The sequence below is a fragment of the Mycobacterium sp. ITM-2016-00318 genome, from assembly GCF_002968285.2.
Taxonomy (GTDB): Bacteria; Actinomycetota; Actinomycetes; order Mycobacteriales; family Mycobacteriaceae; genus Mycobacterium.
The window spans coordinates 3,858,900-3,877,724 of sequence record NZ_CP134400.1 but is presented as its reverse complement, the minus strand read 5'-3'; the positions used below and the strand labels follow the sequence as shown (position 1 = coordinate 3,877,724).

Sequence of the window (18,825 nt, the reverse complement as noted above, 5' to 3'; positions counted from 1 at the left end):
TGGCAATGTTAACAGCGATAGGCGTGCTACCTGGGGTGTACCGACCGGCTATCTGACAAAAGTTACTAAGATGACAAAGAAACGGCCGCGGGAGGTTGTGCGCGTGAGCGACGGAGCGTCCACTCCTCTCGATGACCTGCGCGTCGTCGAGGTCAGCGACCGTATCGCGGGCGGTTACTGCGGCAAGCTGCTTGTCGACGCAGGGGCCGATGTGGTGAAGGTCGAGCCCGTGTCGGGAGATCCGTTGCGCCGCTACACCGCAACCGCAGGAGAGCTCGCCGAAGGCTCGGAATCGCCGCTCTTCAGCTATCTGTCGGCCGGGAAGCGCAGCGTGACAGCCGTTTCCGGCGAGCTGCTGGCCTGGGCCGACATCGTGGTCGTGACCGCGGGCCGCGCCGCTGCCGCCGCTCTGGGAATCGATCCGACACGGTTGGCCGAGGCCAGGCCGGGGTGCATCGTGGTGACGATCTCCGATTTCGGCTGGACCGGTCCGTGGTCGCATCGGCCCGCCACCGAGTTCACCCTGCAGGCTGCATCCGGGCTGACCGGCTTCCGGGGCGACCCGGCAGGTCCACCGATCTCGATCGGCGGCGAGCTGGGCGAGTACATGGGCGGAACGTGGGCCGCCTACGGCGCAATGACGCTGCGCCGCCGCGTCGCAGCCGGCGGACCGGGCGGCCACCTCGACATGTCCATGCTCGAAGCGATCACGTTGATGCAGAGCAGCGAATGGCTGCACTCGCAGCTGCTGCAACGCCCGCCCGTGCGGCGTTCGGTCGAGGTGCCGTCGATCGAACCGGCCAAGGACGGCTACGTCGGCATCAGCATGGTGACCGGCCAGCAGTGGCTGGACTTCGCGGCGATGGTCGACTGCCAGGAGTTCACCGAGATCGAACAGCTTCGGTTCCAGATCGGCCGGTGGGACTACCGCGACTGGATCCGCGAGCGAATCGACCCGTGGCTGCGCGAGCGCACCGTCGACGAAGTCGTCGAACTCGGCCAGCTCTTCCGGCTGCCACTGGCTCCGCTCGGCAACGGCTCGACCATCCCCGACATGGACCACCTGCGAGCCAGGGGTGTCTACATCCACAACCCGGCGGGCTTCCGGCAACCACGCGCACCATGGCTCATGTCGCTCGCCGCCCAGGCGCCGGTTCGCGCCGCTCCAGGGGTAGGGGAGGCCGACGACGTCCGCGTCTGGGAGCCAAGGGAATCCGGAACCCAGACCACGCCTGCTGCAGCGCCACTTGCGGGTGTGCGAGTGCTGGATTTCACGGCGTTCTGGGCCGGTCCCGCCGCGTCCAACGCGCTTGCGGCGTTCGGCGCCGACGTCATCAAGATCGAGTCGATTCAGCGTCCGGACGGCATCCGCTACTCCGGCGGTATGCGCAAAGACGTCGACGACTGGTGGGAGTACGGCTGGGTCTTCCACGCGATGAACACCAACAAGTGGTCGGTCACCCTCGATCTTCAGTCCGAGGACGGCCTTCGACTGGTCCGGGAACTGGTGCGGCAGGCCGACGTCGTCATCGAGAACTTCTCACCGCGGGTGATGGATCAGTTCGGCCTCGGCTCGGACGCGCTGCTCGAAATCAACCCGACCGCTGTCGTCGTGCGCATGCCCGCGTTCGGCTTGTCCGGTCCGTGGCGCGATCGCGTGGGGTTCGCGCCGACGATGGAACAGATCGCCGGGCTGGCATGGGTGACCGGTCTGCCCGACGGTCCTCCCGTCGCGCCGCGGGGTGCGTGCGATCCGCTCGCCGGCGCCCATGCGGCGTTCGCGACGCTGACGGCGCTCGAGTTCGCCGACCGGACGGGCCGAGGCCAGCTCGTCGAGGTGCCGATGATCGAGACGGTACTCAACGTCACAGCCATCCAGACAATCGAATTCGAGGTTTTCGGAACGGTCATGGAGCGTCACGGAAATCGGGGCCACACCACGGCGGATCAGGACGTCTACCGGTGCGCGGGCGAAGACGAGTGGGTCGCGGTGAGCGTAGGAAGCGACGAACACCGCGCGGCGCTGGCCGAACTCATCGGCGGCCATGACGTCGGCCTCGAACAGTGGCTAGCCGGTCAAGACCCCCAAGTGGCCGCGGAAAGGCTTGCCCAAGCCGGTATTCCGGCCGCGGTGGTCGTCTCGCCGTCACTGGTGACCGGAAACCAGCAACTGATCCACCGCGGCTTCTTCGAACGGCTCGAGCATCCGCGCACCGGCGAAGGACTGTATCCGTGTCCTCCGTTCACCCGCCTCGACGGGATGGCAAGGTGGCTGCGGCGCACTCCGCCGACGCTCGGGCAGCACAACGAGGAAGTGCTGACGGATTTGTGCGGGCTGACCGCGACCGAACTGGACCGGCTCGCCACCGACGGCGTCATCGGCACCCGTCCCAAAGGCCTGTAACTACGCGCCCATTTGTCGGTTTGGGCGCGAAAACAGCCCAAATTCGCGCCCAAATGTTGGTTTCGGCGTTGCTTGGTTGGCGGGTTTTGAGGGGCGGTCAGCGCCGCGTCAGCGATATCGGCATCCCGTCGAAGATCGTCATGTTGTTCGTCAGGTTCGGATAGGTGACCTCCGGCGCGCCGAGGGTGATATCGCTTGCGCGGCAGAGCAATTCGTCGAGGACGGCGCGGATCTCGGCGCGCGCAAGCATCGCGCCGAGGCAATGGTGCGGGCCGCCGCCGCCGAACGTCACATGCGGGTTCTCCGCCCTGCCGATATCGAAGGCGAACGGGTCGTCGAAGACCTCCTCGTCGCGATTGGCCGAGCGCAACATCGCCACCACCCGTTCGCCCTTCGGGATCGTGATCCCGTCCATCTCCACGTCGACCTTCGTGCTGCGCGTCCAGAATGTCACCGGCGACGACCAGCGCAGCACCTCTTCGACGGCGCTCGACCGGACGGCCTCGTCCTCGCGGTACCGATCGATCTGCTCGGGATTGGCGACGAACGCCTGAAGTCCGGATGCGAGAGCATTCTTGGTGGTGTCACTGCCTGCGAACGCGATGACGAAGAAGAAGATCTCCAACTCGTTCGTCGGGATCGACAGCTTTTCGCCGTTCTCGTCGGTGACGCTGGCGGTCGTGAGTGTGCTCCAGATGTCGTCGGTGGGATCGCGCCGCTTCTCCGCGGTGAGTTCGAGCGCGTAGGTGAAGATCTTGCCGAACAACTCCATCGCGTTCTGCTGGGCTACCTCGTCTTCTGATGAGGCGACCTTGAGGATGCGGTCGAGCGTGTCGAAGACTTCGGGCCGATCGTCCTCGGGAATGCCGATGATGTCGCCGATGACCGACATCGGCAGCACGTCGGCGACATCGTCGATCCAGTCACCGCCGCCCGCCGAGAGCAGTCCGTCGACCATGACGGCGGCGCGCCTGCGGATGCCGTCCTCGAGTTTGCCGATGGCCTTCGGCGTGAACGCGTGCGACAACACCCGGCGTCGCTTGAGCAGTTCGGGAGGGTCCATGTTGATGATGGTCGGCGCCGATCCGATGACTCCGACGCCCTGGATGAGCGGGCCGTCGGTCGCGGTGAAGGAGTCGGTGTCGCGGTGAATGCGTTGGGCGTGGCGGTGCTTGGTGGCCATCCAGAAGTCCCGCTTGACGGTCTTGGCCACGCCGTCGGTCAGTTCGTGGTGAAACAGCGGCCGATCCCGCCGCAGGTCGGCGAACAACTCGTCGGGAAATCCGTTCCGCCACAACGTGGAATCCGACAGATCGACTGGCGTGGTCGTGGGCATGCAGGCTCCTGGTTCGGCTGTCCTTGACCTAGAATGTTTAAAATAGTAACAATAGACGACGGACAGGGTCTGACCTGGCCAGATATTGTGTGGACGGAGACGGCATGACGAACACGATCGACGATCCCACCATCGATCCGTCGGAACGTGAATTCGGCCCTAGCGGTATCAGCCTCTCGAAGTACCGTTTCCCGACCGGTTGGTTCATCGTCGGCTTCGCGTCTGAATTGGAAGCCGGCCAGGTCAAGCGGGCGCACTACTTCGGCGAGGAATTGGTCATCTTCCGCACCACATCCGGCACGGTGAACGTGCTCGACGCGTACTGCCTGCACCTCGGCGCGAACATGGGTGTCGGAGGCACCGTCGAGGGCGAACACATCGTCTGCCCGTGGCACGGCTGGGAGTGGCGCGGCGACGGCACCAACGCGCTGATCCCGTACAGCAAGATCGGCTGCAAGCAGAACGTGAAGATCAAGAGCTACCCGGCGCGGGAGTGGTACGGCTTCATCCTCGTGTGGCACGAGCGCCATGGCCGGGCACCGTACTGGCAGCCGCCGGTGCTGCCCGAGTTGGAAACCGACGACTACTACCCGCTGCACCCGCATTCCCGGATGCTCAACCGGGTGAAGGTGCATGCGCAGATGATCATCGAGAACGCCGCCGACCCGTACCACGTGCAGTTCGTGCACAAGGCCGACAGCGCCGCCAACACCACGTCGTTCAACGCCGACGGATACCACCTGCATGCGACCGTGACGGCCAACTTCGGCGGCGGCCGCGCGTCGACATGGCTCACGCCCGACGGCCCCGTCGACGCCAACATCATCTACGACAACTACTCGCTCGGGCTCGGCATCGTGCGGTTCCCCGAGGAGCTCGTCGCGACCATCGAGGTCACGGGCCAGACTCCGGTCGACGAGGACTACACCGACTACTTCTACACGCAGGCCTCGGTTCGCGAGCCCGGCGACACCGGCGACAAGCCGGCAGGCCGCGCGGCGAAATTCCTTGCGCTGCAGCAGGAGGTCATCAAACAGGACTTCTTCACGTGGGAGAATATGAAGTATCTGGAGAAGCCCAACCTGGCCCCCGAGGAAGCCCGCGACTACGCGGCCCTACGGCGGTGGGCGCATCGGTTCTATCCAGGTGAGGAGCCGTCGCCGATCGACTTCGGGTACACCGCCACCGGTGAACCCGACCCGGCGGCGGCGGGTGCCTGAAGGGCGTAGGCGCGACGGGCCGATCGGCCCGTCGCAGTTCGGTGTCGAGCGCTTCACGATCCCGGACGTGCTCGACCTGCGCGCTGAGCAGTTCGGTGACCGCATGATGATGTCCATCGCCGGGACGCCGGTGACATTCGCGCAGATGCGTGACCGATCGTGTGCGGCGGCGCATGTGTTGGCAGACAACGGTGTCGCGAGGGGTGACACCGTCGCACTGTTCACAGCGACATGCCCCGAGTGGGTGTACTTCTGGCTCGGCGCCGCGCGCATCGGAGCGGTGACGGCAGCGGTCAACGTCGCCAACAAGGACGAGTTTCTCGCCCACGCGCTGCGGCTGGCCCGCGCCAAGGTCGTCATCACCGACCCTGAGCGCCATGTCCGCCTCAGCGAGACTGCAGACGGGGTCGCGACTCTGAAAACGACTCTGGTTGTCGGTGAGTCGTTGACCGACGCGTTGGCACGCGCACCGAGTACCCCGCCCGACGTCGACCCGACGGGCCCGCAGGAACTTGCTGCCCTCTTCTTCACGTCCGGTACGACCGGACCCTCAAAGGCCGTTGCCACCACCTGGCACTATCTGTTCTCTGCGGCGGCCGGAGTCGCGGCCGCCTGGGAGCTCGCCGCAGGCGAGGTCGTGTGGAGCGCCATGCCGTTGTTCCATCTGAGCGCCGCGCCCTCGGTGTTGGTGCCGATGCTGCTCGGCTCGACGATAGTGTTGTCGGCGGCGTTCCGGCCGACCGAGGTTTGGGATGACATACGCGCCTGCGGCGCGGCGGGTTTCGCCGGTGCGGGCGCGATGGTGTCGATGTTGTGGAATCAACCGCCCGACGCGCGCGATTCGCGGCTGCCGCTGAGGTTCATCTCGGCGGCTCCTGTCGCGGCGGATATGTACCGCGGCATCGAGAAGCGCTACGACGCGAAGATCGTGACGATGTACGGCATGACCGAGGCGTTTCCGATCGCCTACAAGCGCGTGTCCGAGCCCGGCGTACCCGGCACGTCGGGGCGGGTGAACCCGGCATTCGACGTGCGGATCGTCGGCGATGACGGACAGTCGTCACCCACGGGCTCCGTCGGTGAGATCGCGTGCAGGCCAAGGTCGGCCGACGTGATGAGCCTGGGCTATGTCGATGCCGACGCGGTCGACTCGGAGCTGAAAGTCACGAAGCACCAGGAGTGGTTCCGCACCGGTGATCTCGGGTCATTCGACCACGACGGCAACCTCACCTACGTCGACCGGGCCAAGGATTGCCTGCGCCGACGCGGAGAGAACGTTTCGTCGGTCGAAGTTGAGACGACGGTGATGCGACATCCCGCTGTCGTGGAGGCGGCCGCCGTGGCCGTCCCGAGCGATCTGGGTGAGGACGACATCCTTGTTGTCGTCACCCTCGCTCCCGGCGCGAAATTCGAACATGCCGAACTGTTGGACTTCTGCTCGGCGCGGATGCCGTATTTCTGTGTCCCGCGATATCTGGAAGTACTCGACGAGATACCGAAGAACGTCATTGGACGGGTACGCAAGGATCTGCTGCGCAACAGGGGTCTCGGCGGAGCCACATGGGACCGTGAGGATCACGGCTACGTACTGAGTCGCTAAGAGGGGAGAAGCAGACACATGGCGATGACCTATCAGCAGGAGTTCGTGCTCGCGGGGGTGGCCGGGCGCGCGGCCATCCTGAACCTGAACGCCCGACAGAACGGGCTGTTCTCCACGGGCGATTTCGGCGGCTGGGTCGCGACGTTCCGCCACGCGGGTGCGACGGTCACCCGCGACGGGCAGATGTTCACCAACCTGCGCGACGCCTTCGACGGCGGCAACGGCCAGCGCCTCGTGACCGTCGATCACGAGATCACCGTCGACGGCGTCGATGCCACCCAGAACTGTGTCGCGCTGCTGTTCGTGGGCGCCGAACTGCGCGCCACCGGCGTCTACCGGGACAAGCTCATCTACGAGCGCGGCGGATGGTATTTCACCTCGCGCGAGCTCGAATGGGATGTGGTACCAAGCAAAGACGCGTTACCCCTATGAGCCGGTGACCCGACGGTGAGTGAAGCCATCCGCTACGAGTTCGCGTTCGGCACCTACCAGGATGCCCTGCGTATGGTCGGCGTGCGCAGCGAACCGAGATATGCGGGTACCGCGGTGAGCGCGGCACGCATCCAACACTTCGCATCGATGGTCCAGGATGGAAACCCGGCGTACTGGGACACCGAGTTCGCCTCGGCGGTATGGGGCGGGCTCGTCGCGCCGCCCGCGATGCTGATGGGCTTGCTCATCCCGCCGCCTTGGCTGCCCGATGAGCAGAAACCGGTTCCGTCGATCGCGATACGCGTCCCGCTGCCCGGCAGCACTTTCATCAACGCATCCAACGACGTCGAACTAGTCACGCCGATCCTCGAGGGTGACCGACTCAAGGTCGTCGAGGAAGTGGTGTCGGTGTCCCCGGAGAAGCGCACGAAGGTCGGCATCGGACATTTCGTCGAGACGTGCGACAGCTACCACCGGGCCGACGGAACCCTTGTGGCGACCAATCAAAACACGTTGTTCCGCTTCACGCCCGCGGAGTGGCCATGAGCGCATACCGCAGGTTGCTGTGGGACGACGTCGCCGTGCCGAGCGACCTCGCAGAGGTCGTCGACGAGATCAGCTATCAACGCGTGGTGATGAACCCCGGCGCGACCTGGGACTACTTTCCCGGCCACTATGACCCCGTCTACGCCCAAGAGCACGGACATCCTTCAATTTTCGTGAACACCATGCATCTCGCCGGCTTCATCGACCGGATAGCGACCGACTGGGCGGGACCGTACAGCCGGGTGGTGCGGCGCAAGGTGTCGATGGTCGGTTCCGTGTACGCGGGCGACTCCATGGTCGGCCGGGGCCGGGTCGTCGACAAGCGGCGGGAGAAGGCCGGTGACACCGTGCGTCATCTGGTCGACCTCGAGATCGCTATCTTCAATCAGCGCGACGAACTCTGCTGTCCGGCGCAGCTGACGCTGGAACTGGCCGACTAGCTCGGCGGAAGCTCGCCCGCCGTCACCGTCGACTGCACCTCGGTGTACTGAGCGAGGCCCTCGGGACCGAACTCGCGGCCGATACCGGACTGCTTGAAACCACCGAACGGCGCGCTGGTGTCGAGCTGGTACATGTTGATCCCGTAAGTGCCGGTGCGGATCTCGGCGGCCATTCGCAGACCGTGCGCGACATCGGCGGTCCACACCGAACCGGCAAGGCCATAGTCGCTGTCGTTGGCGATGCGGATCGCGTCGGCCTCGTCGGTATAGGTCAGCACCGTGAGAACCGGGCCGAAGATCTCCTCGCGGGCGATCTTCATGTCGTTGGTCGCGCCGGTGAACAGCGTCGGCTGCACATACCAGCCGCGGTCGTACGGCTTGTCGGGCCCGCCCACAACGACTTTGGCGCCTTCGTCGATACCGGACCGGATGTAGCCCTGCACGCGCTGCTGCTGACGCTGCGCGACAAGAGGTCCGATGTCGGTCGACTCATCGGCAGGATCGCCGATGATGAGGCTGGACACCATATCCGCCAAGGATTCGACGACCTCGTCGTGTTTACGTTCACTGACCAGGATGCGGGTCTGCGCAACACACGCTTGGCCGTTGTTCATGAGGCCGGCCATCTTGAGGTGCTTGACCGTGTGGTTGACGTCCGCATCGTCGAGGATGATCGCCGCCGACTTGCCGCCGAGTTCCAGGCTGACCCGCTTGAGCTGTTCACCGCACACCGCGGCGATGTGCCTGCCGGTAGCCGAGGAACCGGTGAACGCGATCTTGTCGACATTCCGATGGCGGACAAGGCTTTCGCCGGTCTCCCGGCCACCGGGCACGATCGACACCACGCCTTCCGGCAGGTCGAGGTCATCGATCATCTCTGCCAGCCACATCGCGTCAAGGGGAGTCTCCGGCGCCGGCTTGACGACCACGGTGCAACCGGCGATCAGCGCGGGAATCATCTTCGGCATGATCAGCACCTGGGGTACGTTCCACGGCACGATGGCGCCGACGACGCCGACCGGTGCCCGTCGGACCTGAACTTGGCCGAAGAGTCCCTGTCTGCGCTCGACCCAGCCGAACTCCTTGGCGGTGGCGAGAGTCAGATACATCTGAGACAGCGCCCCGTTCGCCTGCCCGAGCCTGCTGAACGTGCGGGGAGAACCCATCTCCGCGGTGATGAGGTCGGCCATCTCTTCCGCGTGTGCGGTGTAGGCCGAGGCGAGCTTCTCGATCTTCGCCATCCGCTCGGTGACGGGCAAACGTGGCCACGGCCCCTCGTCGAATGCCTTGCGGGCGGCGAGCACCGCGCGGTCGACATCCTGCGCGGTGGCCTCCGGCGTTTCGCCTATCGGCTCTTCGGTGTGGGGCGATACCACGGAGATCCGTCGGTCACTGGCTGGCGCCTGCCAGCGGCCGCCGATGAAGAGCTTGTCATAGGACATCGACCTCACGCGTCGGCCTCCTCATGGAACTGCGTGCCCGCGCTAAAGTTGCTATTACTGTTAACATAGCAAAAAAGGGAGACTGGAGTGCCCGTGGGCGAGGACTGGCGTCGGTACCCGTTCGAGCTGGTGGCGGGCGACCCGCAATTCGTCTTTCCGGCCGCCGAAGCCAACCACCCGTCATGCGAGTCGGATACGTGGTACCTCGCGGGCGAACTCGTAGCGGAATCGGGGCGTCGGTTCGCCTTCTTCACGATCTACAACAAGAACCGGCCCGGCCAGGCGATCGTCGCGGACTTCTACACACTCGCGCTGTTCGACCTCGACAACGGCACGTATGGCACTTATACGGACTACGACATGCCAGGCACGAACAAGGACGCGGCGGCGGGCCCGAAACTGGCGATGGCCGATGACCATCTGAACCTGTCCTATGACGGCAGCGCCGGAACTTCGATCTGGCAGACGTCTCGTGACCACAAGGGCGAATTGCTGCCCTATACCTATGACTTCAGCCTCTTCGGCACCGATCATCACGGTTACGCAATGCAACTGGATTTGGACGTGACACCGTCGCGGGCACCCGTGCCGCTTGGCGCCGCGGCCTACAACGGGGTCATCGAGTGCTTTGGGCAGGCCACCACGTACTCGTATTTCCAAACGCGCATGAGCATGACCGGAACGCTGTCGTGGGGTTCGGTGCGAGAAAAGGTCACCGGGACCGCGGGCCATGTGGACCGGCAGTGGTTTCCACTGGTCGCCAATGACGGCGGAGGGACGGGCGACATCCGGTCACGTGGGCACGAGTGGCGCACGATCAACCTCGACAGCGGCGTGGACATCAGCATCTGGCGGCAGTTCGACCGCACGAATCGCAATGCGCCGCAGCCGTTCACCGGTGCCACCGTGAGCTCGCCCGACGCCCTTCCCGAACACACCGATGACATCGAGGTCGACATCACCAGCTACGTGCGGTGGCCCGAAGAGATCCGCACGCTTGTCCCGCCGCCCTCGAAGGCTCGTTACCTTTCCGACCGTCATCGCTTGACGTCACGCAAGCTCGACTTGGATTTGACGGCAGAGCCGTTGGTTGCCGCCCCCGCGCATCTGCTTCCGCTGGAGTACATGGCGGGTCCGTTCCGGTATCAGGGAACGTATCGCGGCGAGCCGGTCAGCGGGTTCGCGTTCTATGAGCGGTCGATGGCCCTCTACCGGGACTGGGAACTGGCTGACGTGCTGGCGGCCGCCGAACCGGGGGAGCGCGACGAGGTGGCGGGCCTCATCGACGAGCAGCGCTGACCGCGTTCGTCCAGTTCTCGTGCCGATGCTGCAACCCTGGTTCGTTGCGGCCGAAGACCAGATGCTCCCTGACGCCTGAGGCGAGATTCGCCTGCAGCTTCGCGACGAGCGCGTAATCCTCGTCGCGGACGGTGCCGTGCGCGTACTCAAAGACCGCCTGCGCGCCTGCGGCGACTGATTCCTGCGAGAGGTCGAGCGGAGTGGAGTTCTGGTGCACGGTGATCGACCGGCCAGGCACCTCACTCGGATAGACGCGGAACAGTTCACCGTTGGCGATCGTCGCCGAAAGCACGATGTTGGGGAACAACGCGTAGATGACAACCATGGCCTGGAGGGGTTCCCACTGCTCTTCGTCGACGTCGTCGAGGTCGAGGATGCCGTTGAGTGGGAACACAAGTCGGTGGTGCGGGCCGAACGAGTCGAACAGCGTGCAGTTGCTGCGCGCGATGGTCGCGAACGTGGTCTTGTGCACGGTCGCGAAGTGGTAGTTCTCCGCGAAGGTGTCGATCGCAAGCTTCCAGTTGATGGCACAGTCGAGCACCTTCTCGCCGAGGGGTGCCCAGCGGCCAATGCCCCAGGAGTCTAGTTCGTCGGCCAGCGGCCCGAGGAACGTGGGAATGTCGAGCGTGACGTCAGGGGCGAGCGCGATCCAGAGAAAGCCTGCGCATTCGGTTGCAGGCAGTTCGGTCAATTTGGCGCTGCCCGTTGAGCTTTCGGGGAAGCCCTCCTTGCCTGGAACCCCGACCAGGTTGCCGTCGAGATCGTAGTTCCAAGCGTGGTACGGACAGACGAGCCTGCGCGCGGACCCGCAGCCCTCGGTGATCTGTGACTGCCGGTGCAGGCAGACGTTCTCGAACGCCTTCACCGTGCCGTCCGTTGTGCGGGTGAGCAGGATCGACCGACCCATCACGGTCTTGGTGCAGTAGGAACCGGGTTTCGGCAGCTCCGAGACATAGCCGACCAGTTGTGGGCTGGCGAGGACCATCTCGATGTCGCGCGCGTGCCGGTCGGGCGAGGTGTAGGTGTCGGCACGCACACGGTATTCGGCGGGCGCCATGTCGGTTGTCTTGTCGCGCGCCAGTTTGAGCGCGCGACGGGTCAGGTCGACGAGCTGATCGCGATCCATGGCGCTATTTTACTATCTTTATAAAGATGGAGACAAGGCGCGGGTCAGTTGCGGTTGCCGGTGCTGTAGCTTCCCTGCTCCTTGTAGGTTCGGTTGCTTGCATAGGCCATCAACCGGACAGCGGTGCGACGTCCCATCAGGTGGCGGAAGGCGAAGTGGGTGAACCGCAGTACGCGCGCGGGAAACAGCGTCGGCATCTTGCCGAGCGCATCCAGCGTCTCGCGGGCGACCTGCTCGGGTTCCTGGACCGGAACGTTGGCATCGTCGGGCTCGGACGCCACATAGTTGGGCGTTCGTGTCGCGCCCGCGCAGCTGACGAGGACGTCGACGCCGTCGTCGCGGAGTTCGGCCCAAAGACCTTCGGCGAGCACGAGGTTGTACGCCTTGGTGGCGGAGTAGTTCGCCACCCGCACCATGCCTTGCAGCGCCCCCATCGACGACAGCAGGATGATCCCGCCGCGACCTCGCGCTCGGAACCGTTCGCCGAAACCGTGCGCGAGCACAAGAGGTCCGCGCACGTTGACGTCGATCTCCTTGAGGTGGGTGTCGATATCGAAGTTCCAGAACGGTCCGACGACGGAGAACGCGGCGTTGTAGACGAGGAGTCCGACGTCGAGGTCGACGAGCTCGGCGAGGATGCGGTCGAGGTCGTCACGGTTGGCGAGGTCTGCCCGCAACGCACGTGTCTGCACGCCGGTGGCGGCGGCGATGTCGTCGGCGAGCTGCTGCGCGAGCTCGATGCGCCGTGCGATGAGCACGACGTTGAGCCCCCGCCCGGCGCACCCTCGGGCCAGTGCCTCGCCAAGACCCTCGGATGCCCCCGCGACGACGGCCCAGGAGCCGTAGCGCTCCGCAAACGTCGCCATGTCACTTCTCCCTTTCGACGGTGACCGGCCGCGTGAACGGATGTTCTCGCCACATCCGGATGAGCACCCACACCGGAACGATCAACCAGCTCGCGTTGGTTGCGAACACCAGCGGTAGGTGGTCGCTGGCAAACGGCCCCGCGATCTCTTCCCCGAGAATGACGGTGACCGTGGCGAGCATTACGGACGCCCAGATGATCGACCAGTTGCGGATCCACTCCTTGCCTTTCCAGAAGGCGTACAGCGCGGCGATGTAGAAGGGGCCGTAGACGACTTGGTCGATGATGACGATGGTGGTGTACCAGACGGGCCTTTCGTAAAGCAACGGGTCGTAGTTCGCGAAATACCAGTGCAGGAAGTCGATCATGTACGCGGGCGGCCAGATCGGATAGGTGAAGTTGTCCGGGTCGCGTATGACGAGCTGCTCGATGTCTGCCTGGTACGTCACGAAGATGACGTTGACCAGAAAGAAGATCCACAAGACGATGTCGCCCTTGCGCTCCCGGAACGGGATGACCTCGCGTGCGGCGGCAACTGGCGGCGCTTCAGACGTAGAACTCATCAGTCGAACTCCATCGGGAGACTCGTCGGCCCGCTGAGGCCGAGCAGTGGTTTCCACGGCATCGTCTCCGCGCGACGTGGATTCGGGAAACGCTGAGAGAGGATCTTCAGTGCCTCGGCGAGTTCCAGCCTCGCCAGGTTGGCGCCGAGGCAGTAGTGCACTCCGCCACCGAATGTCAGAATCGGTGGCGGATCGTCGCGGGTGATGTCGAAGCGCGCCGGGCCGTCATAGATGGTGCTGTCACGGTTGGCCGCATAGGTGTTGACGAGAATGTATGCGCCTGCGGGAAAGGTGTATTCGCCTATCGTCACGTCCTCGACGGCGCTGCGCACGGTGCTGCACATCGACGGTGAATGCCGCATCGTCTCTTCGACGGCTCGCATCGCCAATTCGGGCTGCTGGCGAAGAAGTGCCCACTGGTCCGGGTGGTCGCACAACACCTGCATGGACGCCGCCAGTTGGCTGCGCGTGGTGTCGGTGCCGGCCACCAGGATGCTGAAGGCCAGCATGCGCAGTTCAGCGGCGTTGAGTCGGTCGCCCGCGTCTTCGATTCGGATGAGTTCGGAGAGCAGATCGTCGGTCAAGCAGCTCCGACGCTGGGCGATCATATCGTCGATGTAGTCGTCGAACTGGCCCCACGCCTCGAGGACGACGGGTTCTTCCGCGGCGAGATCGCAGTCGAAGCTGACGATCTTGAAGATGTCCTCCGCCCATCGCGAAAACTGCTGCCAGTGCTCACGGGGCGCCCCCAACAGCGCACAGATGACTGGTATCGGATAAGGGCGAGCAATGTCGGCGACGAATTCACAGCGGCCCGAGTCGATGACGCCGTCGATGAGTTCGTTGATGACTGTGTGGATGGTCTCGTGCATTCGCGCGGTCGCCCGCGGTGTGAACGCGCGCGAGACCAGGCTCCGCAGCCGACGGTGTTCGTCACCCTCCATGTTGAGGATGCTGCGGGTCACCCTGTCCCACAACGGACCCGACGTGATGCCGTGAGCAGAGAGGTGAATGCCCGCAGGGACGACGAACCGCGGATCGCGAAGCACAGTCCTCGCGAGTTCGTAAGAGAGCACCTCGGGTCCGATAGGCCCCAACGCAATCGGTGCGGTCTGCTGCGCCCGCCGGAACTGCGGATAGATGTCCTGTGGAGTGTCAGCGAAGTCGTAAGTCAGCGTGGGAAGTCCGGCCTCGAAGACGCTGGGCTTGGCGGTATTGACGGTCATGACGCCTCCGTTGCGGTCGATCGGCGCAGAATCCGCAGCGGTAGCTCCGGCAGCGTGCACGTGGCCGAGGGCCACTTGATCTTCGGCTGGTAGCCCGGGGCGAGGTCGAAGTCGCCTATGCGGCTGAGCCATTCGCGGACCACGATCGTCAACTCCATCCGCGCCAGGTGTGAACCCAGGCAACGGTGCGGCCCGCCGCCGAATCCCCAGTGTCTGTGCAGTTTGCCGTCCATGACGAGATCGTCGCCGGACACCTCATCGCTGCCGTCGCGGTTGATCGCGCCGAGACACAGCCGGACCTCAGCGCCCTCGGGCAGCGTGACGCCTGCTACCGTCACCGCACGAGTGGTCACTCGCCCCACCACCGGTGCTGCCGGCTCCAGCCGGATCATCTCCTCGACGAATGCCGGTACGGCGTCCGGATTCCGGCGAAGGTCGTCGCACAGGCCGGGGCGGCGGGCCAATTCGAGCATTGTCGTTCCGATCGCCGAGGTGACGGTGTCCAGACCGGCGAGCACGAACACGAAGGACAGTCCCAGCGCCTCGGCGTCGGTGAGCGCATCGTCGCCGTGCAGGAGTTGCGAGAGGATCCCGTCGCGGGAATGCCGGCGTTGTGCGTCGATGGCATCGGTGAGGTACCCGAACAATTCTGCAGCGGGCACCAAATCGATCTTGTCGGGATCCCGCTCCAGGCTCAGATCGATGACGGCGTCCTTCCACGCAATCAGTCGGTCCCGGTCCTCGAGCGGTAGACCGAAGAGGGTGAGGAAGACTTGCGACGGGTACGGCGTGGCCAGGTCGGCCATCACCTCGCACTGCTCACGCGCTGCGATCTCGGCGATGATCTCCGCAGCCTGGGCCTGCAATGACGGCAAGACAGTCCCAAGCACCTGCGGACTGAAGAACGGATGCAGGATTCTGCGATATCGGGTGTGCTCGGGTGGATCGAAGGCCAGCGGCACAAGCGGCACCTGGCTGACCATGTCATCGAAGGCCCGGGTGGACGAGAAGACCTCCGGGTTACGCAGCGCGGCAAGCACATCCTCTCGGTTGGTGAGGTAGTACCAGCCGTCGCCCTGCAGCACCGGCCCGAGGCTTCGCAGCTTGGCCCAGCCCGCCCCGCGGTCAGCCGCCATGGGCAGGTCTTCGTAGAGGACCTGCGGGAGTGTCTGCGGATCGGTCATGGCATCAGGGGATGTTGGTGTCCAGCAGGGTGAGCGGCAGGTCGAACACCGACAGGTCGATTTCCTCGAGATGCGTGCCGTTGCCCTCGAGCTTCTGACGGAAGCGGATGCCGGCCCCGTACCGCTCGGTGACGGCCTCAGCAGCCGAGGCGTCGGGGACCTGGAGCACGACGGTGTAGATGCCGTCGCCCTTGCTGTCGAGAAACTCGCCAACCGACGCGGCCACCGCGCTGGTCGCTCCGGGGAGTGGGCTGATCAGTTCGATTCCGTGCGCCCAGTCCAGGTTGATCCGTAGTCCCAGCTCGGTCAGTTCAGCTGGGGCAAGGGTGAACCCGAGGCCGGTGAACATCTCCGCCACCGCATCGTGACGTTCGGGTGCGATGGCGAAGACGACGTGGTGAAGCGAAGGAGTCGCTGATTGCGTCGAGGTCATGTGCGCACCACGCCACGGGGCTGGACCAGACCGAGGTCAAGGTGGGTGAGCCAGCCCGGTGCGGCCTCGCACACGTCGGGGATCGCGTTGATGGCGCCCATCGCGGTCCAGCTGTAGCCGGGGTGCGCCATGGTGCCGTCTGGTCGCTCGACGCCCTGGAGGATGAGCTCGCTCGGCGGATCTCCTTCGATCGATATGCGGTAGCGCGTCTTGCCGAAATCCCATGCCGGCTCCAGCTTGTCGGTACTCGTAGTCGTGTACAGCGCCTCGAAGACGATGAGCGGCCTGCCGTCGACCCATGCCGTCCATTCGTGGTGCTGAGCGGCGACCGTGCCGCGGGGTATCGCGCCCAGATCGTGCGGGATGTCCTCGGTGGCCACAGCTGCCCTGACGTCTGCGGCGGTCACCTCGTCGATGCTCACCCCGAGGCCGTCGGCGATCATGTACATCGACTGCGCGAAGAACGGCACCCCGAGACCCAGAATCGTCGGCTCGGAGACGAATGCGTCCTTGTCCTTGCCGAAGCCCATCCAATCGATGTGGTCTGTCGGCGCGTCTGCGAGGACGTTCACGACTTCGTGGACGCGGATCTGGTCGATCCTGCTCATCACTCGGGCGAGTGTGAGCGGGAGGATGTCTCCGGCGTAGCCCGGATGGATGCCACCGGCATGAAAAGTGGTTCCGCCAGCCTCACATGCGGCACGTATCTTGGCGCCGTCTGAGGCGAAGTCCGCTGTTGGGTAGAAGAATCCGCTCGTGGTGACGACGTTCTTTCCTGATCGCAGCAGTCGGCAGACGGTTTCGGTGTCCATGATGATCGGCGTGTAGAAGACGCAGTCGGCGTCCATGGCGATGACGGCCTCGATGTCGTCCGTCGCGACGATGCCGACCGGCGCGATCCCTGCGATCTCGCCCGCATCCTTGCCGACCTTGTCCTTGCTGTGCACCAATACTCCGGCCAGGTCGAACACGGGGCAGTGGGCGAAGTGCCGGACACCGACCTGTCCGACGTCGCCCGTCATCCACTGGATGATTCGATAGCTCATACGGTTGACCGCTTTCCGGGACTGAACACGACGGGAAGCACCCGGTATCCGCGCGTTACCGAGTTTCCGTGAAATACCGTGTCACTATCGGGTGCCATGGCGTAGTCGGGTATCCGCGCCAACGCTTGTTCGACACCGATTCGAAATTCCAGGCGTGCCAGATTGGAGCCGAGGCAACGATGGACGCCCGCCCCGAACCCGAGGTGCCGGTTGGCCTTGCGGTCGAGGATGCAGCGATCAGGATCGGCGAATTCGACGGCGTCACGATTGGCCGACGCGTAGTTGACCAGGACCGATTCGCCAGGGCAGAAGGTGCGGCCGTTCAGGTCGACCTCCTTGGCGACCGTTCGCGGGATGCCGTGAATGGACCCGCCGAAGCGGATCAGTTCCTCGATGGCGCGCGGCATGATGTCGGGCTCGCGAATGAGCCGGTCGCGCTCGTCGAGATGGGTGCCGAGATAGTGAAACGCGAACGACATTGCGCTCGCCGTTGTTTCGAGGCCGGCCTGAACAAGCAGCATCGCGTTGGACACGACGTCGGCGAAGGCGAGTTTCTCACCGTCGATCTCGGCCGCGAGAAGGACATCGATCATGTCGTCCTGTGACGGCGCATCGATTCGTGCCGATACCGCGTCGTGAATGTGCTGATACAGCCCACCCCAGGCCGCCGCGCGCGATTCCACGGTATCGCCGTTGAGTCCCGTATCGGTCAGCTCGATGCACAAGGGAACATCCTCGATCGGCATGCCGAGGAGGTACTTGAAGAAGACGATGCCCGGCTGCCGCCATGCGACCTCGGCCAGATCGCCGGTTCCCTCCTCGATGAAGGCATCGATCAATCGATCTGTCTCGTCACGGATCTGGGGCGTCAGTGCTTTCATTCGAGCCGGCGAGAAGTACGGGTTGAGCACCTTCCGGAGCTTCTGCTGGCGCGGCGGGTCAAGCGTGATGACCAGATCGCCCGCGAGCTGTTCGGACGCTTCCGGCGTCGGATTACTGGAGAAGTGCTCCCAGTCCTGCAGGATCTTGTAACAGTCCTCATATCGCACTGCCACCCATGCGCCGCCGGGTGTGGCGGACAGGAACGGAACGTCGGTGTGGGCGAACGGGGCTCGGTCCCGCATCACTGAGTAGACGTCGTAGAGGAAGTCGTTGTCGTTGAAGTCCTCGTGGCGCAGGTCCCAATTCGCCGCGTGTTCCTCGACAGATTTCATCATGGCGCGGGGGCTCCCTGCTGCTCGGCGGCCTGGCGGGCCTCTCTCTCGTTGTGGATGCGCACGAGTTCGCGGAATCCGATCCGGTTGTATCTCGGAACGGGCTGGATGCCCCATTGGTCCTGCGCGGTGTCCTTGCCCTCGGCCCCCTCGGGCGGTCCGAGTGGTGGATAGGGAACCTTGCACTCCAGGGCGTCGTCGGAATACCGAACCTTGAGCAGCTCACTGCAGATCTCGGTCAGGCTCAGGGTCGGGTAACCGTAGTAGACCGCCATGAAGGGCAGCGTGAAGGCACCTTCGATCACCAGGGCGACCAGACACACCAGGACCGCGCGCTTGATCCACTTGTGCATGTTCGCGTAGTACGGCGTGGTCCCAGGAGGGAGGTCCTCGGCCTTGTGATCCTCGGCGGACTCAGGTGTGGAAGTAGATGAACTCACAGCAGTGCT

The 18,825-nt window shown here is 64.6% G+C and carries 18 protein-coding genes; 7 read left to right on the top strand and 11 right to left on the bottom strand.

What is annotated here, in order from left to right; translation table 11 throughout:
* Positions 1–70 precede the first annotated feature (70 nt).
* Positions 71–2,404 carry a CoA transferase gene (locus tag C6A82_RS18930; RefSeq protein ID WP_105349419.1) on the top strand — a complete coding sequence of 778 codons (2,334 nt, stop codon included), beginning with the start codon at positions 71–73 and terminating at the stop codon, positions 2,402–2,404.
* A gap of 97 nt (positions 2,405–2,501) precedes the next feature.
* On the opposite strand, the gene C6A82_RS18925 is transcribed toward C6A82_RS18930, so the two are convergent.
* Positions 2,502–3,740: a cytochrome P450 gene (locus tag C6A82_RS18925; RefSeq protein WP_105349420.1), complete on the bottom strand. Its 1,239-nt coding sequence runs from the start codon at positions 3,738–3,740 to the stop codon at positions 2,502–2,504.
* Between the two features lie 104 nt (positions 3,741–3,844).
* Here C6A82_RS18925 and C6A82_RS18920 point away from each other — a divergent pair, with 104 nt between their 5' ends.
* The 5 genes from C6A82_RS18920 to C6A82_RS18900 all read left to right on the top strand — a co-directional run bounded on the left by C6A82_RS18920 (position 3,845) and on the right by C6A82_RS18900 (position 7,978).
* Positions 3,845–4,960: an aromatic ring-hydroxylating dioxygenase subunit alpha gene (locus C6A82_RS18920; RefSeq protein WP_105349434.1), complete on the top strand. Its 1,116-nt coding sequence runs from the start codon at positions 3,845–3,847 to the stop codon at positions 4,958–4,960.
* Positions 4,953–6,560 (top strand): AMP-binding protein, encoded by a 1,608-nt coding sequence (locus C6A82_RS18915; protein ID WP_396836824.1) that lies wholly within the window; start codon positions 4,953–4,955, stop codon positions 6,558–6,560. The genes C6A82_RS18920 and C6A82_RS18915 overlap by 8 nt, the downstream gene beginning before the upstream one ends.
* Positions 6,561–6,578: 18 nt before the next feature.
* Complete coding sequence (locus C6A82_RS18910) at positions 6,579–6,992, top strand: nuclear transport factor 2 family protein (RefSeq protein ID WP_105349156.1); 414 nt, start codon at positions 6,579–6,581, stop codon at positions 6,990–6,992.
* Positions 6,993–7,064: 72 nt separating this feature from the next.
* The gene (locus C6A82_RS18905) at positions 7,065–7,538 is read left to right on the top strand and encodes a MaoC family dehydratase N-terminal domain-containing protein (protein ID WP_105349202.1); all 474 of its coding nucleotides are present in this window, start codon (positions 7,065–7,067) and stop codon (positions 7,536–7,538) included.
* Positions 7,535–7,978 (top strand): MaoC/PaaZ C-terminal domain-containing protein, encoded by a 444-nt coding sequence (locus C6A82_RS18900; RefSeq protein ID WP_105349203.1) that lies wholly within the window; start codon positions 7,535–7,537, stop codon positions 7,976–7,978. Before C6A82_RS18905 ends, C6A82_RS18900 begins: the two co-directional genes overlap by 4 nt.
* Here the strand turns inward: C6A82_RS18900 and C6A82_RS18895 are convergent.
* Positions 7,975–9,420 (bottom strand): aldehyde dehydrogenase, encoded by a 1,446-nt coding sequence (locus tag C6A82_RS18895; RefSeq protein ID WP_199193971.1) that lies wholly within the window; start codon positions 9,418–9,420, stop codon positions 7,975–7,977. The genes C6A82_RS18900 and C6A82_RS18895 overlap by 4 nt on opposite strands.
* A 93-nt stretch (positions 9,421–9,513) precedes the next feature.
* On the opposite strand from C6A82_RS18895, the gene C6A82_RS18890 reads away from it, so the two are divergent.
* Positions 9,514–10,719 (top strand): lipocalin-like domain-containing protein, encoded by a 1,206-nt coding sequence (locus C6A82_RS18890; RefSeq protein WP_105349159.1) that lies wholly within the window; start codon positions 9,514–9,516, stop codon positions 10,717–10,719.
* On the opposite strand, the gene C6A82_RS18885 is transcribed toward C6A82_RS18890, so the two are convergent.
* The 9 genes from C6A82_RS18885 to C6A82_RS18845 are packed head-to-tail and all read right to left on the bottom strand — an operon-like array spanning position 10,700 to position 18,816.
* Entirely contained in the window at positions 10,700–11,845 is a 1,146-nt protein-coding gene (locus tag C6A82_RS18885; RefSeq protein ID WP_105349161.1) for an aromatic ring-hydroxylating dioxygenase subunit alpha, read from the bottom strand. The two genes, C6A82_RS18890 and C6A82_RS18885, sit on opposite strands and share 20 nt — an antisense overlap.
* A 44-nt stretch (positions 11,846–11,889) precedes the next feature.
* Entirely contained in the window at positions 11,890–12,711 is an 822-nt protein-coding gene (locus C6A82_RS18880) for an SDR family oxidoreductase (RefSeq protein ID WP_105349163.1), read from the bottom strand.
* Between the two features lies 1 nt (position 12,712).
* Complete coding sequence (locus C6A82_RS18875) at positions 12,713–13,273, bottom strand: emopamil-binding family protein (RefSeq protein WP_105349164.1); 561 nt, start codon at positions 13,271–13,273, stop codon at positions 12,713–12,715.
* Positions 13,273–14,499, bottom strand: coding sequence for a cytochrome P450 (locus C6A82_RS18870; RefSeq protein WP_105349204.1), 1,227 nt, complete (start codon positions 14,497–14,499; stop codon positions 13,273–13,275). Before C6A82_RS18870 ends, C6A82_RS18875 begins: the two co-directional genes overlap by 1 nt.
* Entirely contained in the window at positions 14,496–15,683 is a 1,188-nt protein-coding gene (locus C6A82_RS18865) for a cytochrome P450 (RefSeq protein ID WP_105349166.1), read from the bottom strand. The genes C6A82_RS18870 and C6A82_RS18865 overlap by 4 nt, the downstream gene beginning before the upstream one ends.
* A 4-nt stretch (positions 15,684–15,687) precedes the next feature.
* Positions 15,688–16,116, bottom strand: a complete 429-nt coding sequence (locus tag C6A82_RS18860; protein WP_105349167.1) for a hypothetical protein — start codon at positions 16,114–16,116, stop codon at positions 15,688–15,690.
* A complete protein-coding gene (locus tag C6A82_RS18855) occupies positions 16,113–17,162 on the bottom strand; it encodes a dihydrodipicolinate reductase (protein ID WP_105349169.1) in 1,050 nt (349 codons plus the stop codon). Before C6A82_RS18855 ends, C6A82_RS18860 begins: the two co-directional genes overlap by 4 nt.
* Complete coding sequence (locus C6A82_RS18850) at positions 17,159–18,379, bottom strand: cytochrome P450 (RefSeq protein WP_105349170.1); 1,221 nt, start codon at positions 18,377–18,379, stop codon at positions 17,159–17,161. Before C6A82_RS18850 ends, C6A82_RS18855 begins: the two co-directional genes overlap by 4 nt.
* On the bottom strand, positions 18,376–18,816 hold the full coding sequence (locus C6A82_RS18845) for a hypothetical protein (protein ID WP_105349171.1): 441 nt from the start codon (positions 18,814–18,816) through the stop codon (positions 18,376–18,378). Before C6A82_RS18845 ends, C6A82_RS18850 begins: the two co-directional genes overlap by 4 nt.
* Between the last annotated feature and the right edge of the window lie 9 nt (positions 18,817–18,825).

Bases quoted from the DNA above. Each gene is read 5' to 3' on its own strand.
- C6A82_RS18930 (WP_105349419.1), top strand. From the start codon at position 71: ATGACAAAGAAACGGCCGCGGGAGGTTGTGCGCGTGAGCGACGGAGCG.
- C6A82_RS18925 (WP_105349420.1), bottom strand. From the start codon at position 3,740: ATGCCCACGACCACGCCAGTCGATCTGTCGGATTCCACGTTGTGGCGG.
- C6A82_RS18920 (WP_105349434.1), top strand. From the start codon at position 3,845: ATGACGAACACGATCGACGATCCCACCATCGATCCGTCGGAACGTGAA.
- C6A82_RS18910 (WP_105349156.1), top strand. From the start codon at position 6,579: ATGGCGATGACCTATCAGCAGGAGTTCGTGCTCGCGGGGGTGGCCGGG.
- C6A82_RS18905 (WP_105349202.1), top strand. From the start codon at position 7,065: ATGGTCGGCGTGCGCAGCGAACCGAGATATGCGGGTACCGCGGTGAGC.
- C6A82_RS18900 (WP_105349203.1), top strand. From the start codon at position 7,535: ATGAGCGCATACCGCAGGTTGCTGTGGGACGACGTCGCCGTGCCGAGC.
- C6A82_RS18895 (WP_199193971.1), bottom strand. From the start codon at position 9,420: ATGTCCTATGACAAGCTCTTCATCGGCGGCCGCTGGCAGGCGCCAGCC.
- C6A82_RS18885 (WP_105349161.1), bottom strand. From the start codon at position 11,845: ATGGATCGCGATCAGCTCGTCGACCTGACCCGTCGCGCGCTCAAACTG.
- C6A82_RS18880 (WP_105349163.1), bottom strand. From the start codon at position 12,711: ATGGCGACGTTTGCGGAGCGCTACGGCTCCTGGGCCGTCGTCGCGGGG.
- C6A82_RS18875 (WP_105349164.1), bottom strand. From the start codon at position 13,273: ATGAGTTCTACGTCTGAAGCGCCGCCAGTTGCCGCCGCACGCGAGGTC.
- C6A82_RS18870 (WP_105349204.1), bottom strand. From the start codon at position 14,499: ATGACCGTCAATACCGCCAAGCCCAGCGTCTTCGAGGCCGGACTTCCC.
- C6A82_RS18865 (WP_105349166.1), bottom strand. From the start codon at position 15,683: ATGACCGATCCGCAGACACTCCCGCAGGTCCTCTACGAAGACCTGCCC.
- C6A82_RS18860 (WP_105349167.1), bottom strand. From the start codon at position 16,116: ATGACCTCGACGCAATCAGCGACTCCTTCGCTTCACCACGTCGTCTTC.
- C6A82_RS18855 (WP_105349169.1), bottom strand. From the start codon at position 17,162: ATGAGCTATCGAATCATCCAGTGGATGACGGGCGACGTCGGACAGGTC.
- C6A82_RS18850 (WP_105349170.1), bottom strand. From the start codon at position 18,379: ATGATGAAATCTGTCGAGGAACACGCGGCGAATTGGGACCTGCGCCAC.